Source organism: Blastococcus xanthinilyticus (genome assembly GCF_008124835.1).
Taxonomy (GTDB): Bacteria; Actinomycetota; Actinomycetes; order Mycobacteriales; family Geodermatophilaceae; genus Blastococcus; species Blastococcus xanthinilyticus.
On record NZ_VNHW01000001.1, the window covers coordinates 534,988 to 554,963 of the forward strand.

Genomic DNA, 19,976 nt, shown 5'->3' on the forward strand with positions numbered 1-19,976 from the left:
CCATGGACGTCGACGAGATCCGCCGGCGCGTGACTCGGCGGTCGTGACGTGTGACGACGAGGATCCGCGGCGGTGAGCTGCGCAGCGTCGGGCTCGTCGGCGGCCGCGACCGCGACGGACGTCATCCCCGCGACCGCGGCCGCCCGGGCGATGCGGAGGGCGATCTCCCCCGATCGCCGATCAGCAGGCGGTGAGGATCCAGCCGCCCGGCGATGCTCGCACGCGAGCCCGCACGGCCCGCGACGGCTGTCACCCGGCGTCGGGCCGCCGCGGGCCTCGGGCGGGCGGGCCTATCCGAGCCGCAGCCAGCCCGCCCGCGAAGGAACCCCCCCGTCGTCCACAGCGAAGACCATGTACCAGCCGGGTGGCGCCAGGGCGGGGTCGTCCGGGAGGACGACGGCGAGCTGCCCGCCGGCCTGCGCGGTGAACGTGAGATCGACGAGCCGCTGCTCGTTGTCCGACGAGTGGGTGGTGGCGCCCGGGCGCATCAGGCACAGAGAGCCCAGCGCCCGCTCCCCCTCGACGGTGGCGGTCACGGTCGCGCCGTAACCGGCCGTGTCCGTGGCGAGGCTGAGCACCGGCCGGGCGCCGCGGAACAGGTAGGGCGGCCGGTAGACCTCGATGCGGAGCTCCTCGACCCCGCGCGCCGGGTTGGCCCCCGTGGTGAGCACCGTGCCGTCGGGGGCGAGCAGCGCCACGGAGTGGTAGAGGCGGGGCACCCGCGACCGGGCGACGACCGTCCAGGTCTCGGTGACCGGGTCGAACACCTCGGCGTCGAGCGCGGCCATCGCGGCGTCCTCCTCCATGGCCGCTCCGCCGTTCACCAGGACGGTGCGGTCGGGCAGCAGCGTGGCGCACAGGTGCATGCGGGCGGAGTGCATGGGAGCCACCGGCCGGAAGGCCGGGGCCGCCTCCGTCAGGTCGGCCACCGCGGCGGCCGCCACCGCAGGCGCGTGGCTGTGCACGTCCCATGCGCCGCCGCCGGCGATCAGCACGCGCTGCGCCTGGGCGGGCGGCAGCAGCACACTGGCCGACTGGTTGCGGCTCTCCGGCGCGTTGAGCCCGGGCACCTCGATCGTCGCCCCCGAGGCGATATCCCACACGGTCGGCCGGACGCCGTTGTCGCCGCCATACCGGCCGCCGGTGAAGAAGATCCGGCCGCCGTCGAGCAGGACCAGGTGGGCGTACATCGGCCACGGCCCGGGGGACGCCACCACGGTCCAGTCGCCGGTGTCCGGGGACCAGACCTCGGGGACGAGGTTGAGCAGGCCGTCCTGCCCGAGCCCCGAGACAGCCAGGACCCGGCCGTCGGGGAGCGTCAGGAGGGCGGGGTACCAGCGGCCGCCGGCCATCGGCTGCACCGCCGTCCACGCCGAGGTTGCCGGATCGAACACCAAGGCGTCGCGCAGGCCGTGGAAGGGGTCGTACTGCTCGGTGCCGCCGGCGATGAGCAAGCGACCGTCGGGCAGGAACGCCTGCCCGCAGCAGAACAGGTCGATCGGGGTGTCCGGGGCGTCGAGGACGGGCGAGGGGTGGCGCCACACCCGGGTGCGGTAGTCGCGTGCGGTGAAGCGCACGTCGTCGTTGCCGGAGCCGGCGAACAGCAGGACGTCCCCGGTGTGCAGGAGAGCGGCGTGCACGGGGTTGACCTCGGCGTCGAAGTCCAGCAGCCGCCACGCGCCCTGCTCGGCCGCGGTCTCGAGGCCGGTCTCCAGGTCGGTGACGTGGAGGTAGCCTGCGTTGGGCCCCTCCGGGGCGTCCACGAGGACGACGGCGAGCCGGGGGGGTCCACCGTCCGCACCGGGCAGAACCGCCACGGAAACTCCCGCGTTCTCCCAGAACGGCCAGTCAGCCAGCCGGGTCCACGGGCCCCAGCCGTCGACGGCCCGTCCCGATCCGTCGAGGCCCCAGCCGATGGTGCAGAGGCCCGCGTTGTTCCCGGCCGGGTTGTCGACGGAGAAGACGACGAGCTCGGGGCGGCCGTCGCCGTCCAGGTCGGTGACGGCCAGGCCGGCGCCCTGGTTCTCCCAGACGTTCCACTCCGGGATCGCGATCCACGGCCCCCAGGCGTCCACCGCGCCGTCGGCGGCCAGCCCGCGGCCGACACGGTAGTAGCCGATGTTGGGCCCCTCCGGGGCGTCGACCATGATCAGGACCAGGTCGAGGGAGCCGTCGCCGCCGATGTCGGCCACCGCGACGTCGGCGCCCTGGCTCTCCCAGACGTCCCAGCCCGGCACCTGGACCCACGGGTCCCAGCCGCCGGTCACCGTGCCGTCGGCACCCAGCCGGTGACCGATCCGGTACCAGCCCGCGTTCGGTCCGGGCGGTGCGTCCACCATGAGGACGACGAGGTCGGGCTGCCCGTCGCCGTCGACGTCCGCCACGGCCACCCCGACGTCCGCGGTGGACTCGGAGAACCAGTCCGGAACCTGCTGCCACGGTCCCCAGCCGCCGGTGACCGTGTTGTCGACGAGCCCGCGGCCGACCCGGTAGAAGCCGGCGTTCAGCCCCGCGGGGGCGTCGACGGTCAGGACCACCAGGTCGGGCACGCCGCTGCCGTCGAGGTCGGCGACCGCCACCCCCGCGCCGGCGTTCTCCCACCAGGACCAGTCCGGGATGCTGCTGAACCCTTCCGGCATCGCGCGCTCCCCCCGCCGCCGCGGTCGCATTGCGCTCGCCGGGGCGTGGGCTGGACGTCCGGTCGCCCCCAGCGGGCGCTGTCTGGCGTGCGGAGCGTCCCACCGCGGGCGGGCGGGCGGGAAGGGGCGGCGGCGTGTCGGAGCCGCGCCTCGCGTACGCCCGGTCGGCTGGCACGGATCGCTGGCCGGGGCTCTCGGTGGGCCGAGGCGAGGCGGCGGTCGCCCCCCTTGGTGCCGTGCCTGGAAGATCGGGCCGGTGAAGAGCTCCGGGCCCGACGAAGCCTCATGCGCCAGGGGCAGGATTCTTCGGGCTCCGGCGGTCGCGGAGCAGACAGTCGTGGAGCAGCTCGCCGCTTCGCTCGACGGCGGGGTGTGGCAGAACTACGACCTTGGGGCCATTCCGCGGATCGGCCCCACCGAAGTCCTGCCCGGCATCTGGGCTGGGAACTTGGATGGCGCCCGCTACAGCGAGGAGGACTTCGCCGTCACCTCGCTGTGCCGGCTGGGCGAGCCGTTCCCGCACCCGGTGCACCGGATGGCCTACATCGCCGACAACGAGCACAACGCCGATCTCGACGTGATGCTCGCCGACGTCCTCGACGACATGAAGGCGCTCCAGGACGAGGGCCACCGGCTGCTGGTGCACTGCCACGGCGGCGCCTCCCGAACCGGGCTGGTGCTGCGCGGCTACCTAATCCGCGAGCACGGGATGTCGGTCGAGGAGGCGACGGCCCACGTCGCCGAGCGTTGGCCCCACCTGGGTCTGTGGAACGACAGCTTCGCCGCCGCGCTCGAGCGCCTTGCTCGACGACCGTGATCCGCCGTCCCGTAGACGTTTCCGCTGGTGACCATGCAATGGGCCGTGCGCCGCAACACCGGGCGACCCCCACGACAGCAGCCTCCATTGTCTCGGTAGCACGCCTGGCCCCATGTGCCGACCTACCGGGTTGGTGTCACTGCGTAGTTGCGCTTTGTGACTACCCTCGCCTCGACGCACCTACGGAAGGGGGCTCGTGGTGACAGCCGCGGGGGTCACGCAAGAGCAGGTAGACGAGCTGTACCAGGTCTTTCAAAAGATCACACAGTCGATGACGCCGCACGAGGCCGTGAAGAACCTGCAGCTGTTCGGGGCGAACGACGGGATGATCCGCGCGGTCCGGGCACGTCACGAGACGGAGAGCCTGCGCATCCGGAATCTGGATGAGCCCGCATCGGTGTACCTCGACGGGCGTCAGACCTGGTACACGGGCCCCGACATGGAGAACGACCGCAACTGGCCTGCGCTGGTGGCGTCGATGAGGCGTAAGGACTTCGGCGAGGACAACATCACCTCGATCGACAAGTCCTCCACCAAGATCGTGTCCTTGCTGGACCATCCGAAGCAGGACCGGTACCGGACCCGGGGCCTCGTCGTGGGCTACGTCCAGTCAGGCAAGACGACCAACTTCACGGCCGTCATGGCGAAGGCCGCCGACAAGGGCTTCAAGCTCTTCATCGTTCTCTCCGGCATTCACAACACCCTTCGCCGGCAGACCCAGATCCGACTGGTCAAGGACCTCGTCGACACGAACCCCAGTCAGTGGCACCAGGTCACCAACGAGGTCCACGACTTCACACCCCCGCCGAACCCGAAGGCCTTCTTCGCCGCCAAGGACCAGCACCTGCTCCTGGTCGTGAAGAAGAACGCCGCAGTGCTGCGAAAACTGCGCAACTGGCTCGCCTCGGCCGGGGAGTACCTGGACCAGTGCCCGACCTTGATCATCGACGATGAGGCCGACCAGTCCACGGTTGCGACCGCGAAGATAAACCCGTTGCTCTTCGAGGTCCTCGACAAGTTCCCCAAGGTCGGCTACGTGGGATATACGGCGACCCCGTTCGCCAATCTGTTGATCGACCCGTCAGCGGACGAGAACTTCTATCCGCGAGACTTCATCGTCAACCTTCCGAGACCAACCGGGTATCACGGTACCGAGATTCTCTTCGGCCGCGACCTGTTGGACGGTGAGGATCCGGCGGATCTGCCGGGCGGCTACGACATGGTGCGGCTGGTGCCGGACGACGAGGTCGACGACCTCAAGCCGCGGAACAAGAAGGAGGCCGCCACCTTCCAGCCGGCATTAACCCGATCGCTGCAGGCAGCGGTGGAGTGGTTCTGGCTGGCGACCGCGGCACGCCGCGCGCGGGGAGGCGGTAACCCCCATTCGACGATGCTCGTCCACACGACGACCGAGACCGCCGTGCACGAGGCCTTCAAGGAGCCTCTGGAGCACCTGCGGCAGTCACTGCTCGAACGGCTGCACCTTTCGGAGTCCCGCACCGTGGAACGGCTACGGACGACGTGGGAACGCGAGACCAACCTGGTGCCGGCTGCCGATCTCGGCGAGGCGAAGGTCCCGTTCGAGACGGTGATGACTCATCTCCCGAAGGTCGTTCGCGAGACCAGGGTCGTCATCGACAATTACCGCAGCAGCGACCGGCTGAACTATGAGTCGGGGCCCGTCACCGCCATTGCGGTGGGCGGCAACACCCTGTCTCGCGGGCTGACGCTGGAAGGTTTGGTGTCCAGCCTCTTCGTGAGAGCCGTGTCCGCGTACGACACGTTGCTGCAGATGGGTCGCTGGTTCGGGTACCGCAACGGCTACGCCGACCTCCCTCGAATCTGGATGACCGAAGAGCTGGGCATGTGGTTCAGCCACCTGGCGACGGTTGAGGCGGACATGCGTCGCGACATCGATCGCTACATGCACAACCCTGCAGAGACGCCGCTGACGTTCGCCGTGAGACTCCGGTCTCACCCGCAGATGGCCATCACGTCCAAGGCCAAGATGAAGTCGGCGGTCCTCGCGCACGCGAAGTATGGGGGAACGCTCGTCGAGTCCCGGTTCTTTGACGTGACCGAGCGCGGCCGCGGCGTCCTCGAGGCGAACGCGAGTGCTGCGCGGGATTTGATTCGTGCAGCACGTCAGCACGGCATCGTGGGGCCAGCTCCGCGACCAGAGACGGCCCTGTTCACGGCGGTGCCCACCGACGACGTGGTTGCCTTCCTGCAGACGTATGCGTTCCACGAACGCTCGGAGGAAGGGAACCGAGATCGGCTGGTCGACTACATCACGAAGCGGGCGCGCGATGGCGGGCTCAACCGGTGGACCGTCGCGGTTATCGGGAACTCGCAGGCAACCTCGGACACTCCTTCTTGCGATCTCGGCTCGGGCGTCGACGTGCGCATGGTCAAGCGCGCCCGGCTGGGCCAGCCGTCGGAGACCGCTTTCGACGGCGTCGCCGACATCAAGACGCTGTCCAGCCGCAGGGACGAACACGTCGACCTGAACACTGACGGCGCCGACACCAGCTCCCGGCAGCGCATCCTCGATCTCCGTCAGGAGCAGCGGCCGGGTGAGGGGCTTGTCCTGGTGTATCCGATCGAACCCGAGTCCGACACGGGCAAGGGTGGCCGGCTACCGCTGCGCGCACCGACCGAGGACGTCGTAATCGGCGTGGCCCTGCTGTTCCCCACCCCGCCCTCCGGCGGCCGCGACTCCGAGGTCGAGTACTACAGCGCCGACCTGTCCAAGGTGAACGTGGAGGTGGAGGACACGTCCATCCTCGACTACGACGACGAGGCCGCGTGACCGTCAGCACCCGGGACCTCGATCTCATCTGGAACGCCGCAGCCGGTCGCCCAGCGGTCACCAGCTTCCGCACGGCTCCCGTCGGAGTCGAGACGCCGCAGGGGCCGGTCCAGGCGGGCCTCGACGCCCAGGGGCACCGACACCTGCTCGTGCCCCTTGCGGCGAGGCACACGCTGCAGGAGGTCCTCGACGGTGACGCCGTCGTCCTCCGACGGCGAGCTCTGGAGGACGAGAACAGGTATCAGCCCTACGCCTCCCTGGAGCTCGTCGACGAGGGACTCGGGGACCTCTTCAAGGCGCTGTGCGTGGAAGTGGTCGAACGCATCGCCGCGACCCCCGACCGGGCCGTCGCTGCACTTCGCGAGGTGCTGAAGGAGTGGCGTGCGCTGCTTGCCGGCAACAGCCGTCCTCTCAGCGCGACGGCACTGGCCGGCCTCTTCGGGGAGCTTCATCTACTTCGGACCGCGCTCCGTCGTGACCCCGGCGCCGTCGCCTTCTGGACCGGTCCCAGTGGTTCCGCCCAGGACTTCCACCACGGCCGCCACGCCGTGGAGGTCAAGACGACGACTGCTCCCGAGGGCCGGTCGATCCGCGTCCACGGGGCGGACCAGCTCGACGTGGAGGCACCGGGCCGACTCCTGCTTCGCTGGCTGAGAGTCCGATCCGATCAAGGCACGTCCGTCCCGGACCTGGTGACGGAGATCCTCGGCCTGACGGACGACAGCACCGCCTTTCGTCTGCTGCTGCACAAGGTCGGCTATCGCGAGGCGGATCGGCAGGTCTACGACCGCACGCGATTCGAGGTGCTCGAGGAGCGGGTGTACGAGGTGGGCCCCGGTTTCCCACGTATCACGCCGTCGGGGCTCACCGGCGACGCCGCGGCTCCGGGCCTCGGCCCCATCGACTACACACTCGACCTGGACGCCCCCTCTGCGGACGCGAAGCGCGTAGATGTGGACCCTGCGGACTTTCTCTTGGCGGGCCCGTGATCACACCGCGCTGGTGGTCCCAGCCGTTCCCTCCCACCGGCGCAATTGCGTCGGAGGGCATTCGTAACCAGCTCGGCCGGCCACCGGTCGATCCCCTGACGGTTTTCGTCCGAGAGACCGCACAGAATTCCTGGGACGCCCGACTGCCGGACGTGGAGACGGTTTACCGCCTTGAGTTGACGACGGTCGCGCCTACCCACCGTCCGACATGGGAGCGACTGCTCACCCCGCCAGCCGGCGTGCAGGAACACCTGGGCGTCGGACGTGCCGTACGGACGCCCAACCTGCGACTCCTGTCGGTGGTCGACCGGGGCACGAAGGGGCTTGGTGGCCCGACCAGGGCGGACCAGCTCGCGGACGGGCGACGCGACTGGATCTCGTTCGTGCTCAACGTCGGCGAGAAGCGAGACACCACCCAGGGCGGCGGCACGTACGGCTACGGCAAGGCCGTCCTCTATCGGCTCTCCCGTGTGGGCACCATCCTCGTCTACACCCGCACGGCAGACGAGCACGGAGGACTCTCCTCCCGTCTCATCGGGATCGCGCTCGGCAGCTCCTTCGACAACCGCGGCCGCGTCGACACCGAGAGCCGGCCTTTCACCGGGCGGCACTGGTGGGGGGACGTCCGTGACGACCACGTGGAACCGCTCCTCGGAGAGGACGCCGACGAGGTCGCCCGGTCGCTGGGACTCACCCCCTTCGGCCCCGGGGAGTCCGGTACGACCCTGGTCGTCATCGACCCCGACCTGGACGAGTTCGACGACATGGACCACGCGGCACGCCACCTGGCCGACACGATCGCGTGGCAGCTCTGGCCGATCATGCTTCCCGAGCGCGGTGCTCAGCGCCTGACCCCGGAGGTCGTGTCCTCCGGGGTTCCTCACCCGGTCCCCGACCCGGCCCGTACCTATCCGCTGCGAATGTTCGTCGCGGCGTATCGCGGCCTGAAGTCGGACGCCGCGACGACTCTCGAGAGCGGCAACCCCAGGAAGCGCCTCGGCCGCTTCGCGCTCGAGCGCGCGGTGGTCGTGCCGATGACTGCCGGGGCCGCGTCGATGGCCGCCGGATTCGCCGGGGTGGAGGGCGATCCGCACCACGTGTGCCTGATGCGTTCTCCCGAGCTCGTCGTCCGCTACTACGAGGGACCGACCACCAGCTCGGTGCACAGCGTCTATGCGGGCGTCTTCCGCGCCGACGACGACCTGGACGAGGTCTACGCCGCCTCTGAACCCCCAACGCACGACAACTGGGTCTACGAGCAGTTGACCGGCCCCGACCGGACTTTCGTCCGGGTCACCTTCACCCGCCTCCGGGAGCAGCTCACCGTCTTCCGGGCGCCGGTACAGGCGGCAGTCTCCACCAGGTCGCGCACCGCTCTGGGCGCCGCCAGCAGCTACCTGGGAGGCCTCGTCGCGGCAGCGTTCGCAGCAGCGCCGGAGAACTCGACCGCTTCGGCTGGCGTCCGCCGTTCCCAGGGCGCTGCGACGGCCGGAGGCACACGGCCCGAGTCCTCCGGTGCGGTCGACGACCGACGGCCGGCCGCCGCTGGCAGGGCGCGGGTGACGACACTCGTGGAGCCCCACCTCGAAGAAATTGAAGGAGCACTCGTGGTGGTCGCTCGGTACGGCATCGACGCCCTCGGCTCTGTCCGGTTGGAGGCCCGCCTGGCCGTCGCGACGTGGGAGGGGCGTGAGGACGAGCCCCCGGCAGGAGCCGAGCGGCCCCGCGTCAGGCACTGGAGCACCCCCGACGGCGTCGTCGCGGGGGACTCGTGCACGCTCGTCGGGCCGGCCGAGGTGGACCTCGTGGTGACTCCCGTGCCGGACACCGCGACCGAGATCGGTCTGGTCGCGACGCCCGCGACCGAAACCCTTCCTGCGAGTGCCACGTGACGCGCGTCTTCCCGTTCCTGCGTCCGCCCGGCGACGTCGTGACCGTGGGCCCGTGGTCACGCCTCACCCCCGACGGAGGGGAACCGCTGCCCGAAACGCTCACCGACTGGGACTACAGCACCACCCTGTCCCTGCACCGACCGCTGAAGGTCGACGGTCTTCGCCTGCGCCGGCTCAGCGGCCTGCCGGAGGACGCGGCCGTCGACCTGAGCGTCCAGTGGTTGGCCACCAGCTCGGCGCTGCGCGGGCGGGCCTGGCACGCGGAGCTTCCTGCCGATGACGGCTCGGACGTCACCATCGACTTCTCGCTCCCCGGGGACGACCTCGGGGGGACCCTCGAACTCATCACCAGCATCACGCTCCGGCGTCCAACTCCAGGGGCATCCATGGCGGCGGCAACGCGGCCGGGCAGTGTGCTCTGGGCGGACCGGCAGCGCGTGCTCCTCGAAGGCGAGAACACCCTCTTCCCCATTGCGACCGCCGACTTCCACGACCTGCCGTATCCCACCGGCGCAGGCTGGTACCTCCACATCGAGGAGGACCTCGAGGCAGCCGCCCTCGGTTCGATCCTGCTGGTGGTGAACGAGCGTCACGAAGTCGTCATCCGCGCGGTGGAGGCGGCCTCCTCGCCCACGGAGGCCGATATGAGGGTTCTGTCCGCGCTGCGTTCCGACGTCCTCCGAGTCCTCGTCGAACGTGCCCTCACGAGCGAGGACCTGACCGAGGAGAGCGACTACCCGATCGGCTCGCTCGGCGCCCTGCTCGTCACCGTGGTCCGTAACGCCTTCCCCGCCTTCTCCATGGAGGCACTACGGCGAGAGCGACAGGCAGCGCCCGCGCTGTTCAGCAGCCGGATCCAGGAGACCTCCCAGGTGATGGTGGGCCCGTGAGCGTCCTGTACCCCCGGCTCCTGGGCGATGCCGCGAAGAGGCTCCACCAGGAACACCTGCAGTCCTCGATATCCGCGCTGAGCGCCCGACACGCGCTCCGCCATCCTGCGGCCGTCTTCGCTGCCACGGGCGGCCGACGCATCACCCAGGACGAGCTTCAGCAGCTGCGCGACGACGTCCTCGAGGTCGCCCGCCGCGCCGGCTTCCCCGACGAAGGCCGGCGGCAGGACAGGGTGTCGTTCGACCTCGAGATCGCCCGACTCCTGCACGAGAGGTGCGGCCTCGTCGCCGGCGAGGCCGCCGTGCGACCGATCTGGGCGTTCCTGGCCCTTGTACTGCTGCCCGACGTCTCCTACTGGCGCTACCCGCGGCCTCCCGGGGACCGCGTCCTCGGCACGGACATCACGCGCCACGTCTGGGGACGACTGTGGTGGCGCGCCCACCTACTGGCCCTTCCACGGGAGTACGACCGGTATCAACTGCTCGAAACCTTCGGCGAGGCCGCCTTCGACCAGATCTTCGCCCGCCGGCGTTCGATCGGCGGCAGCCGAGCACTCGTCCGCACGATCGCCGAGATCTGGCCTGCGGTGGACCACGGTCGAGTGCCCGAGCGAGAGGTGCTCATCGACGTGCTGAAGCGCCTGTCCCGTTGGGGGGCCGTCGTGGAGTTCGAGTCGCTGGACGACGACGAACTGCGACGTCAGGTACTGGACGCCGCGATCGAGTCGGCCGCGCGCCTGCGCGCACAAGCACCAGACGCAGGCCCACGGCACGCCGGCGTCTGATCAGCGGCACGGGGCTCTCCGCACCGCGAGTTCGATGACGTCGACTGCAGCACCTGGGTCCTCGTGTTCCCAGAAGCGGAGCACAGTCCACCCCAGGGCTCCGAGGTGCTCGTCGGTGTGCCGATCGCGCTGCTCGTTCCGCTGCAGCTTGGCGACCCACCATTCGCGGTTGGCGGTCGGAGTAGTGGCGTGCACCGGACAGGAGTGCCAGAAGCACCCGTCGACGAACACGGCGACCTTCCGGCCGAGGAAGACCATGTCGGCCCGCCGTCGTGGCAGTCCGGGAAGCGCGGCATCGACCCGGTACCGCAGGCCCCGCCGGTAGGCCTCACGACGGATGGCGACCTCGGGAGCCGTGTCCCGACGTCGGGCCCTACTCATGCGGGCGGCCACCTCAGGGCTGGATGCCGGCGGCCTATCGGTCACGCTGCCCACCCCCGTCCCGGCTCACCGCTCGATCTTCCGCCAGCTTGGTGCCGCGAAGCACGCGTGAACGTATGTTCGACGCAGGAACTGTCAGTCGGCGCGCTTAACGTCACCTCCGAGTTGCGATCGATAGGGTCGAGCGAAGGTACGCGGGCGCCATGGCACGGCGGTCGCGCCGGCTGAACGGTGGGGGCAACGTCGGTGCACGAAGCTGATCGCGGAGCAGGTCCCGAACCCTCAGAGGCTCGACCGTTACGGGTGATCGACCTCTTCGCCGGCTGCGGAGGCCTCACGGCCGGTTTCGCGTCGACGGGTCGATACACCCCCGTGGCCGCTGTCGAACACGACCTCGCAGCAGCGTCCACGTACGCCGCCAACTTCGGCGAGGACCACGTGTACTGGGGCAAGATCGAGGACTGGGTGACGGGTGACCTGCCCGAGGCGGACGTCGTCGTCGGCGGGCCTCCATGTCAGGGTTTCTCAAACCTCGGCAAGCGAAGCCCTTTGGATCCGCGCAACGAACTGTGGCGCCACTACATGGAGACGCTAATCGCCGTCCGCCCGAAGGCGTTCCTTATTGAGAATGTCGATCGCTTCGGTGCGAGCGATCAGTTCCAGATGCTTCGGCAGGAGACCCTCTCTGGGGGCCTGCTCGAGGACTATCAGATCGACGCGCGAGTCGTTCGCGCCACCGACTTTGGGGCTGCACAGCTCCGACGCCGGTTCATTGTTATCGGAACCCATCGGGATCTCACCAAGATCCCAGTTCCCACCGGATCGGTGCCGAAGGACGAGTGGAAGACGGTGCGACGGGCCCTGGAAGGGCTCGCGCCGGACGTGGACCCTAGGGATCAGCTGCTGCCGTCAGCGACGACGCAATACTTTGGGAGAATCGTTCCGGGCGTCTTCAAGTCGCCCGACCTGCACATCACCCGCAACTACACGGACAAGTCGCTGGAGCGCTTTGGGCACATCCGCCCTGGGGGTAACCGGCTCGATCTACCGGACCGCCTCAAGGCACCCTGTTGGATCACCCACGACAAGGGCTCGATGGACGTCATGGGCCGAATGCACTGGGACCGCCCCTCGGTCACCATCCGCACGGAGTTCTTCAAGCCCGAGAAAGGCCGCTACCTGCACCCCGATAGGCACCGTGCGATCACGCACCATGAAGCGGCACGCCTTCAAGGGTTTCCTGACGAGTTCCAATGGTGCGGCTCAAAACTCGACATCGCACGACAGATCGGTAATGCCGTACCGGTCGAGCTTGCGCGCGAGCTGGGAGCACATTTCGCGGCAGCGCTGGGGCGATAACAAACCTACTCCGGATACGACCTTATCCCCGAGCATTTTCAACCGCGACGCACTCCCCCTATTTCACAGCGGCGAACGAGTCATGGCCTGGGTGCACGGAGCTGTCCGAACCGGAAAGGGAGGCGTAGATCTTGCCTTCGTTGGCAGGGGGCGCCGCCGGGCCCTTGCCGGCCGAGATCAGCGTCGAGACGTCGCCGCCCGCGCAGACTTGCAGACGCCGCGAACGACGAGCGCTCCGACTCCCGGCTTGGCGTCCACCTCGTCGAAGGTGGCGATCAGCTCCTCTGCCATCCCTAAGGTCAGCGCGTTGCGCCGGGCCGGCGCGTTGAGCGTCAACGATCGCCACGCCACCGGCCACCTCGAGCAGAACCGCACCGGAGCCAGCCACCAGCCCACCTTCCTGCCGAACGGGCCGACTCCGATGACAGCCACGACCACCTGACAGGCATCAGGCCACGACCGACTCCAGGTTGAGCCGGCACCCTGATGAGGCGAGCGCTCAGTCCAGCCACCCGCAGAATGAGTTGTGCTCCGCGAGCGCCTCGCGCAGCGGCACATGCCCCGCATCGATCGGCCGTCTGATCTGCCGCTCGTCGAACTCCTCGTACTCACTCCCGCGGAGATCCGGCGCGACCCGCACCGTCCCGTAAGGCAACACAGTGACCAGGCCCAGGTCGAACAGCGTGTGCAGATCCGCCCGCAGCAGCACCCGTTCCCGGCCACTTGCGAGCCGGTCCCCCGGTACGGGCGGATGTGCGCCGCCTCCAAGGTCGCCTCCACCCGGGACCCGGAGATGCAGCAGGTCCGGTCGAAAGCCCGCAGCAGGCCCTGCCGGAATGCCTGCTGCCCGCGACGGACCGCGATCAGCCGCTGGGCGTAGTCGCGTTCATCGCCCGTCGGCGGCACGTCGATGCCCGCGGCGCGCAGGAAGTCGGCGAGCGCCTGCTCCACAGTGCTGGCCGGCGGGCCGAAGACATCAGCGACCGCCGCCGTCGACACGTCGTCCAGAGCCGGGAACTGCCCGAGCCGGATGGTCGACCGCCGTCCAAGACCGGCCAGCTCTGCAGCGTCCGCTCCAGCCATCACGACGGGCGTGGGCGGCTCGTTCAGCACGGCGACTGCGAAGAGATAGCGGTACCGCTCTGGATCCGGCCACGGCACCTCGTCGACACTGCGCGGCGCCCACGCGTCTGTCGTCGCCCGGCAGTGCGCCAGCCAGCCTTCGCCGCTCTTCCAGAGGAACAGGTCGTCGCCGCGCCGCACTCGGGCGCCGCTACCGGACGGCGTGCCCCACAGCGCATTCGCCTTGGCGATGTCCCAGTTCGATTCCGTACCCACGGCGATAGCGCCGATCCAGCCCGTCAACGGTCATGACCTCACCCGTGATCACCGGGGTGAAGGCATGTCCTGGCCGGAAGCCTGTTGGGCCGCGGTTCGCTACCGCCGAACGGCGGCCCAGCCATAGTGCGGAACGGTCACCGCCGATCAGGCGCGACACCCCGATGGCCATCAACAGGGAAGCGGGACTCGTTCGTCGCGAGCTTCTTCGTCGCCTCGGCGCCGAGGTCGACTCCGACAACGTCCGCCAGCCGCACGAGATACAGCAGGACGTCGGCCAACTCGTCCCCCAGCCGCTCGCGCAGCCGGGCATCGATGTCCCCCTCCGCGGCCGAAGCTGGCAGCCACTGCACCAGCTCCGCCACCTCCCCGACCTCCCCGGTCAACGCCAGGGTCAGCGACTTGAGGTCGTGAAATCGTCGCCAGTCACGCTCCTCGGTGAAGGTCCGCATGCGCGCCGTCAGCTCCGCCAGGTCGTTCACCGGTCGAGTATCGATGTCGGGATATCGAGCCTGCCCCGGCTAGGGTGACCGGAAAGCGGACCGACTGGCTTCCGGACCTTGGACATGCCCCCACCGCACGTTGATTCGTGCTGCCCGGGGACAGGTTCGTGCCACTCCTTCGTACGTCCGGCAAGGGTCTCGCCGACTTCGCGCGAGCCGGCCGCATCGGCTCCACACTGGCCACCCAGATGGCACACCGGATGAGCCGCTCGCCGTCTGCCGCCGAGGTTCGCTCCTGGGACGCCAGCCTCGCCGCGCTCGCCGCCGATCTCGAGCAGGCCGGCCTCCACGGTGTCGAAGTGCTTGCCGAGTACCAGCTGCCGCTGTCCAGCAAGCGCATCGACGTCGTCCTGGCCGGCGAGCACCCCCGCCGCGGTGGCCCCTCGTACGTCGTCGTCGAGCTGAAGCAGTGGACGAAGGCCTCGTTGTTCGAGGACGAGCCGGAACTCGTGCTCCAGCCCAGCTACGGCAACCGGCCGGTGCTGCACCCGGTGGCCCAGGTTCGCGGCTACGGCGAGTACCTGCTCGACTTCCTCGGCGTCCTCGAAGGAGCGCAGGACGTCCTCGCCGGCGCCGCCTACCTGCACAACGCCACCGACGATGGCGTCGCCGCCCTACGCGGCTACCCGCAGGACGAGCTCGGCCGCTTCTTCACCGCCCAGGACCGCGGAGACTTCCACGCCTTCCTCCGCAGCCGCCTCTCCCCCACCAACGCGTCCGTCCACGCCGACCGACTGCTGCGGTCCTCCGTCGCTCCCAGCAAGCAGCTGCTCGCGGTCGCCGCCGAGGAGCTGCGTACCCGGGAGCAGTTCGTGCTCCTCGACGAGCAGCGCGTCGCCTTCGACCTGGTGCTACACGAGGTGGAGAAGGCCCGCAGGGGCGACCACAAGAGCGTCGTCATCGTCTCCGGCGGGCCCGGGAGCGGTAAGAGCGTCATCGCGCTGTCCCTTCTCGGTGAACTCGGGCGCCGCGGAATCCGCGCCGCGCACGCCACCGGGTCCCGGTCATTCACCCAGACACTGCGTCGGGTGGCCGGCCATCGCGCGCCTCGCACGGCCGCGCTGTTCCGCTACTTCAACCAGTTCATGGACGCCGACCGCAACGGCCTCGACGTCCTCATCGCTGACGAGGCGCACCGACTGCGCGAGACGTCGGCCAACCGGTGGACCAAGACCGAGCACCGCACCGGCAAGCGTCAGATCGACGAACTGATCGACGCCGCACGGGTGCCGGTCTTCCTGCTCGACCAGAACCAGGTCGTGCGCCCGGGCGAGATGGGCACCGTCGAGGACATCGAGAAGCACGCCCGCGGACGCGGCCTCGACGTCCACCAGATCGACCTATCGACCCAGTACCGCAGTGGCGGCAGCGGCCAGTACATCGAGTGGGTCGAGCGGCTCCTCGGCCTGACACCCGGCGGCCCGGCCTCCTGGACCGGTGACGAACGGTTCGAGGTCCGCACGGCACCCTCACCGTCCGCCATGGAGACCCTGCTGGCCGAGAAGCTCGCCGATCACCAGAACGCACGTATGGCGGCGGGCTACTGCTGGACCTGGAGCGACCCCCGCGCCGACGGCTCACTCGTGCCCGACGTACGGATCGGCGACTGGTCGCGCCCGTGGAACCTCAAGGGCGATCGCTCCGTCGGCGGTGCGCCACCCGCCGCACTGTGGGCCAGCGACGACCGCGGCTTCGGCCAGGTCGGGTGCGTCTACACCGCGCAGGGGTTCGAGTACGAGTGGAACGGTGTCCTGATCGGCCCCGACCTGGTGTGGCGCGGCGACCGGTGGGTCGCCGTCCGTAGCGCCAACCGCGACCCCGACTTCCGCAACACCAAGAAGGTCAGCGACGCCGACTTCGACCTGCTGGTGCGCAACGTCTACAAGGTGCTACTCACCCGCGGGCTGCGCGGCGTGTACCTGCATTCAACTGATCCGGAGACGCAGCGGTTTCTGGAGCGCCTCGTCGGCTGACACAGTCGGCCGCGCTTGTCCTCAGCACGAGGCCACATGAGGACATGCATCGGCCCGGCGCTCGTTCACTGAACGACCTCCGGGCCGATGGAGCAAACGCCTGGTCTACCGGCTACTCGCAGCCGACGCCGTCCCCATCCCGGTCGAGGTGACCGGCGTAGCCCGGGTCTCCCGTGCGCACCGGAGCTGCACCGGCGGCTCGCGCGGCGTCACAGTTCTTGTAGTAAGTACTCGTTGCCTGCGGCGCCGGTGCTACCGGCGCGGGTGCGGGCGCCGTCGACCGCGGGGCAGCCTGGGGAGCGGGCGCGGCCGGGACAGCCGCCGACTCACGGGCCACCAGGGCGCGCTCCCGCTCATCGAGCTGCGTGGTGCGCTGGGCCAACTCGGCCGCCTGTGCGGCGAGGCGCGACTCACCCTCGGCCGTGGCCTGCCGGATCCTGTTCTCGGCGTCCGCGACTTCGGCCTCGAGGTCGGCCGCCTCCTCCTGGGTGTCCGTCAGCTCGCTCTTGAGCGTCATGTACGCGGGAGAGGCCTGGACATCGGTGTCCTTGCCGGCACCCCCAACACCGACGCCGATCAGGAAGGCCAGGAGCGGGATCGCCCACTTCAGCCAACGCTTCGGGCTCTTGCCGGACTCGGCCGGCACAGCAGCGGAAGCACCAGACAGGACAGCGGTATCAGACACGATCGTTCTCCATTCCCCGTAGTGGCACGGGACGGTATCGCTACCTCTGCCGAGCCGGTGGGGAAAGGGAGCACGCTGCTTCCTGGGTGATCGCTGTTACGAACGAGGCGCAGAAATGCGCAAGGTCCCGCATGACGAGCATTCGGAAGCCGAGTAGCGACGAGTTCCGCCGCCAGCACCACAGGTCAGCCACCGAGGTTGCAGCGCCGGGCAACCGACAGCCCGGCGCGTGAGCGTCGCGGTGGCGACGCCGTCGACCCCGCGCTCGTGGTCGCCGCCGCCGTGGCGTACACGGTCTCCGCCCGCGCCACGGCAGCACGCGAGGTCCAGACGAACGCCCCCCTGGAGCTCGCCGCGCCCTGAGGCGGTTTCGCTCCCCTGCGCACCAGGGCAGTGCCACACCCATGGCCGCACATGACGTCGTGATCATCGGCAGCGGGATCAACTCCCTCGTCGCCGGCGCCACCCTCGCCAAGGCCGGCCGGGACGTCGGCATCTACGAGCGCGCACCCCGCCTGGGTGGCGCGATCCGCACCGAGGCCGACACCCCGGCGCCCGGCTTCACCACCGACCTCTTCTCCTGCTGGCACCCGCTGTTCGTCGGCGGCCCCGCCTACCCCTCGCTCGCCGACGACCTCGCCGCCCGCGGCGTCGTCTACCGCAACACCGACCTCCCCGCCGCCGCCGCGCTGCGCGACGGGTCGACGGCGGTGCTCTCCACCGACGCCGACGTCACCGCCGCCGACTTCGACCGGCTCTCCCCCGGCGACGGCGAGGCCTGGCGCACCTTCCTCGAGGAGTTCGGCAGCAGGGCCGGCATCGCGTTCGGCGCGCTGGGCACCGAGCTGCTGTCGCTGGACGGGCTGAAGCTCGCCGGCCAGGCCTTCCGGCAGCTCGGCCCCCGCGGGCTGCAGCAGTTCGGCGCCGAGGGGCTGGAGTCCGCCCGCAGCTGGCTGTCGGGCACGTTCACCTCCCCCACCGTGCACGGCCTGCTCTCCCCGTGGGTCGGGCACGAGGGGCTGGGGCCGGACGACGCGTTCAGCGGCTTCATCAACAAGGTGATCGCGCTGGCGCTGGCCCAGGGCGGCTGCCCGGTGCCCGAGGGCGGCGGCGTGCGGCTCGTCGAGGCGCTGGCCGGCATCGTCACCGACGCCAGCGGCACCACCCGCACCGATGCCGACGTCGTCGCCGTCGAGACCTCCGGCGGGCGGGCCACCGGCGTCCGGCTGGCCGACGGCGAGGTGGTCACCGCCCGCGAGGCGGTGCTGGCCAGCGTCACCCCGCAGCAGCTGTACCTGGACCTGCTCGACGGCGTCGCGACGGTGCCCGACCGGGTGCGGCAGGCGGCCCGCGGCTACCGCTACGGCCGCGGCGACATGCAGATCCACCTGGCGCTCTCCGAGCCACCTCGCTGGGCCGAGGACCACGACCGGATGTCCCAGGCGGCGATCGTGCACGTCAGCGACGGGCTGGACGGCGTCAGCCGCGCGGTCAACGAGGCCCAGCGGCACCTGCTGCCGGTGCACCCGACGATCGTCGCGGGGCAGCCCGCGGCGCTGGACCCCACCCGGGTGCCGGACGGCGCCGGGGTGCTCTGGCTGCAGCTGCAGGAGACCCCGGGCCGACCGCAGGGGGACGCCGCCGGGAGCATCGACGTCGGCGACGGCACCTGGACCGAGGATCTCCGCGAGCGGTACGCCGACCGGGTGGTGCACGAGCTCTCCCGGCACGTGACCAACCTGGACTCCGCGCTGACCGCGCGCCGGGTGCTCTCCCCGGCCGACCTGCAGTCCTGGAACCGCAACCTGGTCGGCGGCGACCCCTACGCCGGCGCCTGCACCATCGACCAGTTCCTGCTCTGGCGGCCCACCCCGCAGACCCGCGGGCACCGCACCGCCGTCGACGGGCTGTGGCACATCGGCGCCTCCACCCACCCCGGCCCCGGCCTGGGCGGGGCGAGCGGGCTGCTGGCCGCGCAGCAGGTGATCCGGGCGGCGCAGCCCGGCCTGCTCGCGGCCGGCCGGCGGGCGCTGGGCGGCTGAGCGGCGGCCCCGACGACGGCGACCTCAGGCCCGCACGGAGCCCCGGTACGTGCCGCCCGCGCCGGCGCTCGCCTCGACCCGCAGCAGCCCGTGCGCGTCGCCGTGCAGCGCCATCAGCCCGCGCACCTGCCCGCCGGCCCGCGTGACGCCGCTGTAGACCAGCCGCGCGCCGGCCTCCTCCCCCGCCACGGTGCCGGTGAACGTCCCGGTGAAGAGGAAGGCGTCGGCGTAGGTGCCGGGCGGAACGGCGAACGCGACGTCGCACGCCGCATCGACGGCGACCCGGATCGTGCCGGGGGCCGTCCCCTCGAGCGTGCCCGCGAAGCCGAGGGTGACCGGAAGGGTCGCCAGGCACCGGCCGCCCGGCAGCGGCTGGAGCGCCGGTGCCCCGGTGACGGCGACCGTGAACGTCCCGTCCGCGGCGACCCGGGCGGACGCGGCGGCCGGAGTGGCCCCGACCCCGACGAGCCCGGCACAGAGCAGCACGGCGAGCAGCAACCTGCGCATGGCGGAACGGTAGGAGCGGTTCGCTCCGCACCCCAGGGGCCTTGGACCCGCCGGTGTCCGCCGGGCCCTTCCGGCGGACGGCTGCTAGGCATACCGGCATGCCCTTCATCCAGATCACCATGATCGCCGGCCGCACCGAGCAGCAGAAGCGCGACCTGCTCGCCGCCGTCAGCCAGGCCACCACCGACAGCATCGGTGCGCCGCCGGAGACGGTCCGGGCGTGGATCGTCGAGGTGCCGCCGACCGAGATCTCGGTCGCCGGCGAGACCGTCGCCGACCGTCGCGCGAAGGCCGACCAGGGCTGAGCCGCGGCGGGCTGCCCGCATCCGCCCGACGACGTACCGTTCCCAGTGACCGTCGTCAC

Annotated in this window: 17 protein-coding genes; 11 read left to right on the plus strand and 6 right to left on the minus strand. The window is 70.4% G+C overall.

Going from position 1 to position 19,976, the window contains the following annotated elements; genetic code table 11:
* Positions 1–290: 290 nt before the first annotated feature.
* Positions 291–2,639, minus strand: a complete 2,349-nt coding sequence (locus BD833_RS02535; protein WP_166531522.1) for a galactose oxidase-like domain-containing protein — start codon at positions 2,637–2,639, stop codon at positions 291–293.
* Between the two features lie 337 nt (positions 2,640–2,976).
* Here BD833_RS02535 and BD833_RS02540 point away from each other — a divergent pair, with 337 nt between their 5' ends.
* From BD833_RS02540 to BD833_RS02565, 6 genes are all read left to right on the plus strand, one after another.
* On the plus strand, positions 2,977–3,456 hold the full coding sequence (locus BD833_RS02540; RefSeq protein ID WP_243737397.1) for a protein-tyrosine phosphatase family protein: 480 nt from the start codon (positions 2,977–2,979) through the stop codon (positions 3,454–3,456).
* A 199-nt stretch (positions 3,457–3,655) separates the two neighbouring features.
* Positions 3,656–6,268 (plus strand): Z1 domain-containing protein, encoded by a 2,613-nt coding sequence (locus tag BD833_RS02545; protein ID WP_208092293.1) that lies wholly within the window; start codon positions 3,656–3,658, stop codon positions 6,266–6,268.
* Positions 6,265–7,257, plus strand: a complete 993-nt coding sequence (locus BD833_RS02550; protein WP_166531523.1) for a PD-(D/E)XK motif protein — start codon at positions 6,265–6,267, stop codon at positions 7,255–7,257. Before BD833_RS02545 ends, BD833_RS02550 begins: the two co-directional genes overlap by 4 nt.
* On the plus strand, positions 7,254–9,149 hold the full coding sequence (locus BD833_RS02555) for a hypothetical protein (protein ID WP_166531524.1): 1,896 nt from the start codon (positions 7,254–7,256) through the stop codon (positions 9,147–9,149). Before BD833_RS02550 ends, BD833_RS02555 begins: the two co-directional genes overlap by 4 nt.
* On the plus strand, positions 9,146–10,039 hold the full coding sequence (locus BD833_RS02560) for a hypothetical protein (protein WP_166531525.1): 894 nt from the start codon (positions 9,146–9,148) through the stop codon (positions 10,037–10,039). The genes BD833_RS02555 and BD833_RS02560 overlap by 4 nt, the downstream gene beginning before the upstream one ends.
* On the plus strand, positions 10,036–10,824 hold the full coding sequence (locus tag BD833_RS02565; protein WP_166531526.1) for a DUF6339 family protein: 789 nt from the start codon (positions 10,036–10,038) through the stop codon (positions 10,822–10,824). Before BD833_RS02560 ends, BD833_RS02565 begins: the two co-directional genes overlap by 4 nt.
* Here the strand turns inward: BD833_RS02565 and BD833_RS02570 are convergent, their stop codons facing one another.
* Positions 10,825–11,250, minus strand: coding sequence for a very short patch repair endonuclease (locus BD833_RS02570; protein ID WP_243737398.1), 426 nt, complete (start codon positions 11,248–11,250; stop codon positions 10,825–10,827).
* A gap of 258 nt (positions 11,251–11,508) precedes the next feature.
* On the opposite strand from BD833_RS02570, the gene BD833_RS02575 reads away from it, so the two are divergent.
* Positions 11,509–12,564 carry a DNA cytosine methyltransferase gene (locus tag BD833_RS02575; protein ID WP_243737399.1) on the plus strand — a complete coding sequence of 352 codons (1,056 nt, stop codon included), beginning with the start codon at positions 11,509–11,511 and terminating at the stop codon, positions 12,562–12,564.
* Between the two features lie 177 nt (positions 12,565–12,741).
* On the opposite strand, the gene BD833_RS02580 is transcribed toward BD833_RS02575, so the two are convergent.
* The gene (locus BD833_RS02580) at positions 12,742–13,929 is read right to left on the minus strand and encodes a hypothetical protein (RefSeq protein ID WP_166531528.1); all 1,188 of its coding nucleotides are present in this window, start codon (positions 13,927–13,929) and stop codon (positions 12,742–12,744) included.
* A 110-nt stretch (positions 13,930–14,039) separates the two neighbouring features.
* Positions 14,040–14,384, minus strand: coding sequence for a nucleotide pyrophosphohydrolase (locus BD833_RS02585; protein WP_243737400.1), 345 nt, complete (start codon positions 14,382–14,384; stop codon positions 14,040–14,042).
* Positions 14,385–14,512: 128 nt separating this feature from the next.
* On the opposite strand from BD833_RS02585, the gene BD833_RS02590 reads away from it, so the two are divergent.
* Entirely contained in the window at positions 14,513–16,378 is a 1,866-nt protein-coding gene (locus BD833_RS02590; protein WP_208092294.1) for a DUF2075 domain-containing protein, read from the plus strand.
* A 112-nt stretch (positions 16,379–16,490) separates the two neighbouring features.
* On the opposite strand, the gene BD833_RS22860 is transcribed toward BD833_RS02590, so the two are convergent.
* The gene (locus tag BD833_RS22860) at positions 16,491–17,063 is read right to left on the minus strand and encodes an excalibur calcium-binding domain-containing protein (protein ID WP_243737401.1); all 573 of its coding nucleotides are present in this window, start codon (positions 17,061–17,063) and stop codon (positions 16,491–16,493) included.
* Positions 17,064–17,261: 198 nt separating this feature from the next.
* On the opposite strand from BD833_RS22860, the gene BD833_RS02600 reads away from it, so the two are divergent.
* Together BD833_RS02600 and BD833_RS02605 are read left to right on the plus strand one after the other, a co-directional pair.
* Entirely contained in the window at positions 17,262–17,426 is a 165-nt protein-coding gene (locus BD833_RS02600) for a hypothetical protein (RefSeq protein WP_166531529.1), read from the plus strand.
* Positions 17,427–17,467: 41 nt separating this feature from the next.
* Positions 17,468–19,105, plus strand: a complete 1,638-nt coding sequence (locus BD833_RS02605; protein ID WP_166531530.1) for a phytoene desaturase family protein — start codon at positions 17,468–17,470, stop codon at positions 19,103–19,105.
* Positions 19,106–19,129: 24 nt separating this feature from the next.
* On the opposite strand, the gene BD833_RS02610 is transcribed toward BD833_RS02605, so the two are convergent.
* A complete protein-coding gene (locus tag BD833_RS02610) occupies positions 19,130–19,612 on the minus strand; it encodes a hypothetical protein (protein ID WP_166531531.1) in 483 nt (160 codons plus the stop codon).
* A gap of 53 nt (positions 19,613–19,665) precedes the next feature.
* Here BD833_RS02610 and BD833_RS02615 point away from each other — a divergent pair, with 53 nt between their 5' ends.
* Positions 19,666–19,917 carry a tautomerase family protein gene (locus tag BD833_RS02615; protein ID WP_279535987.1) on the plus strand — a complete coding sequence of 84 codons (252 nt, stop codon included), beginning with the start codon at positions 19,666–19,668 and terminating at the stop codon, positions 19,915–19,917.
* The last annotated feature ends 59 nt before the right edge of the window (positions 19,918–19,976 follow it).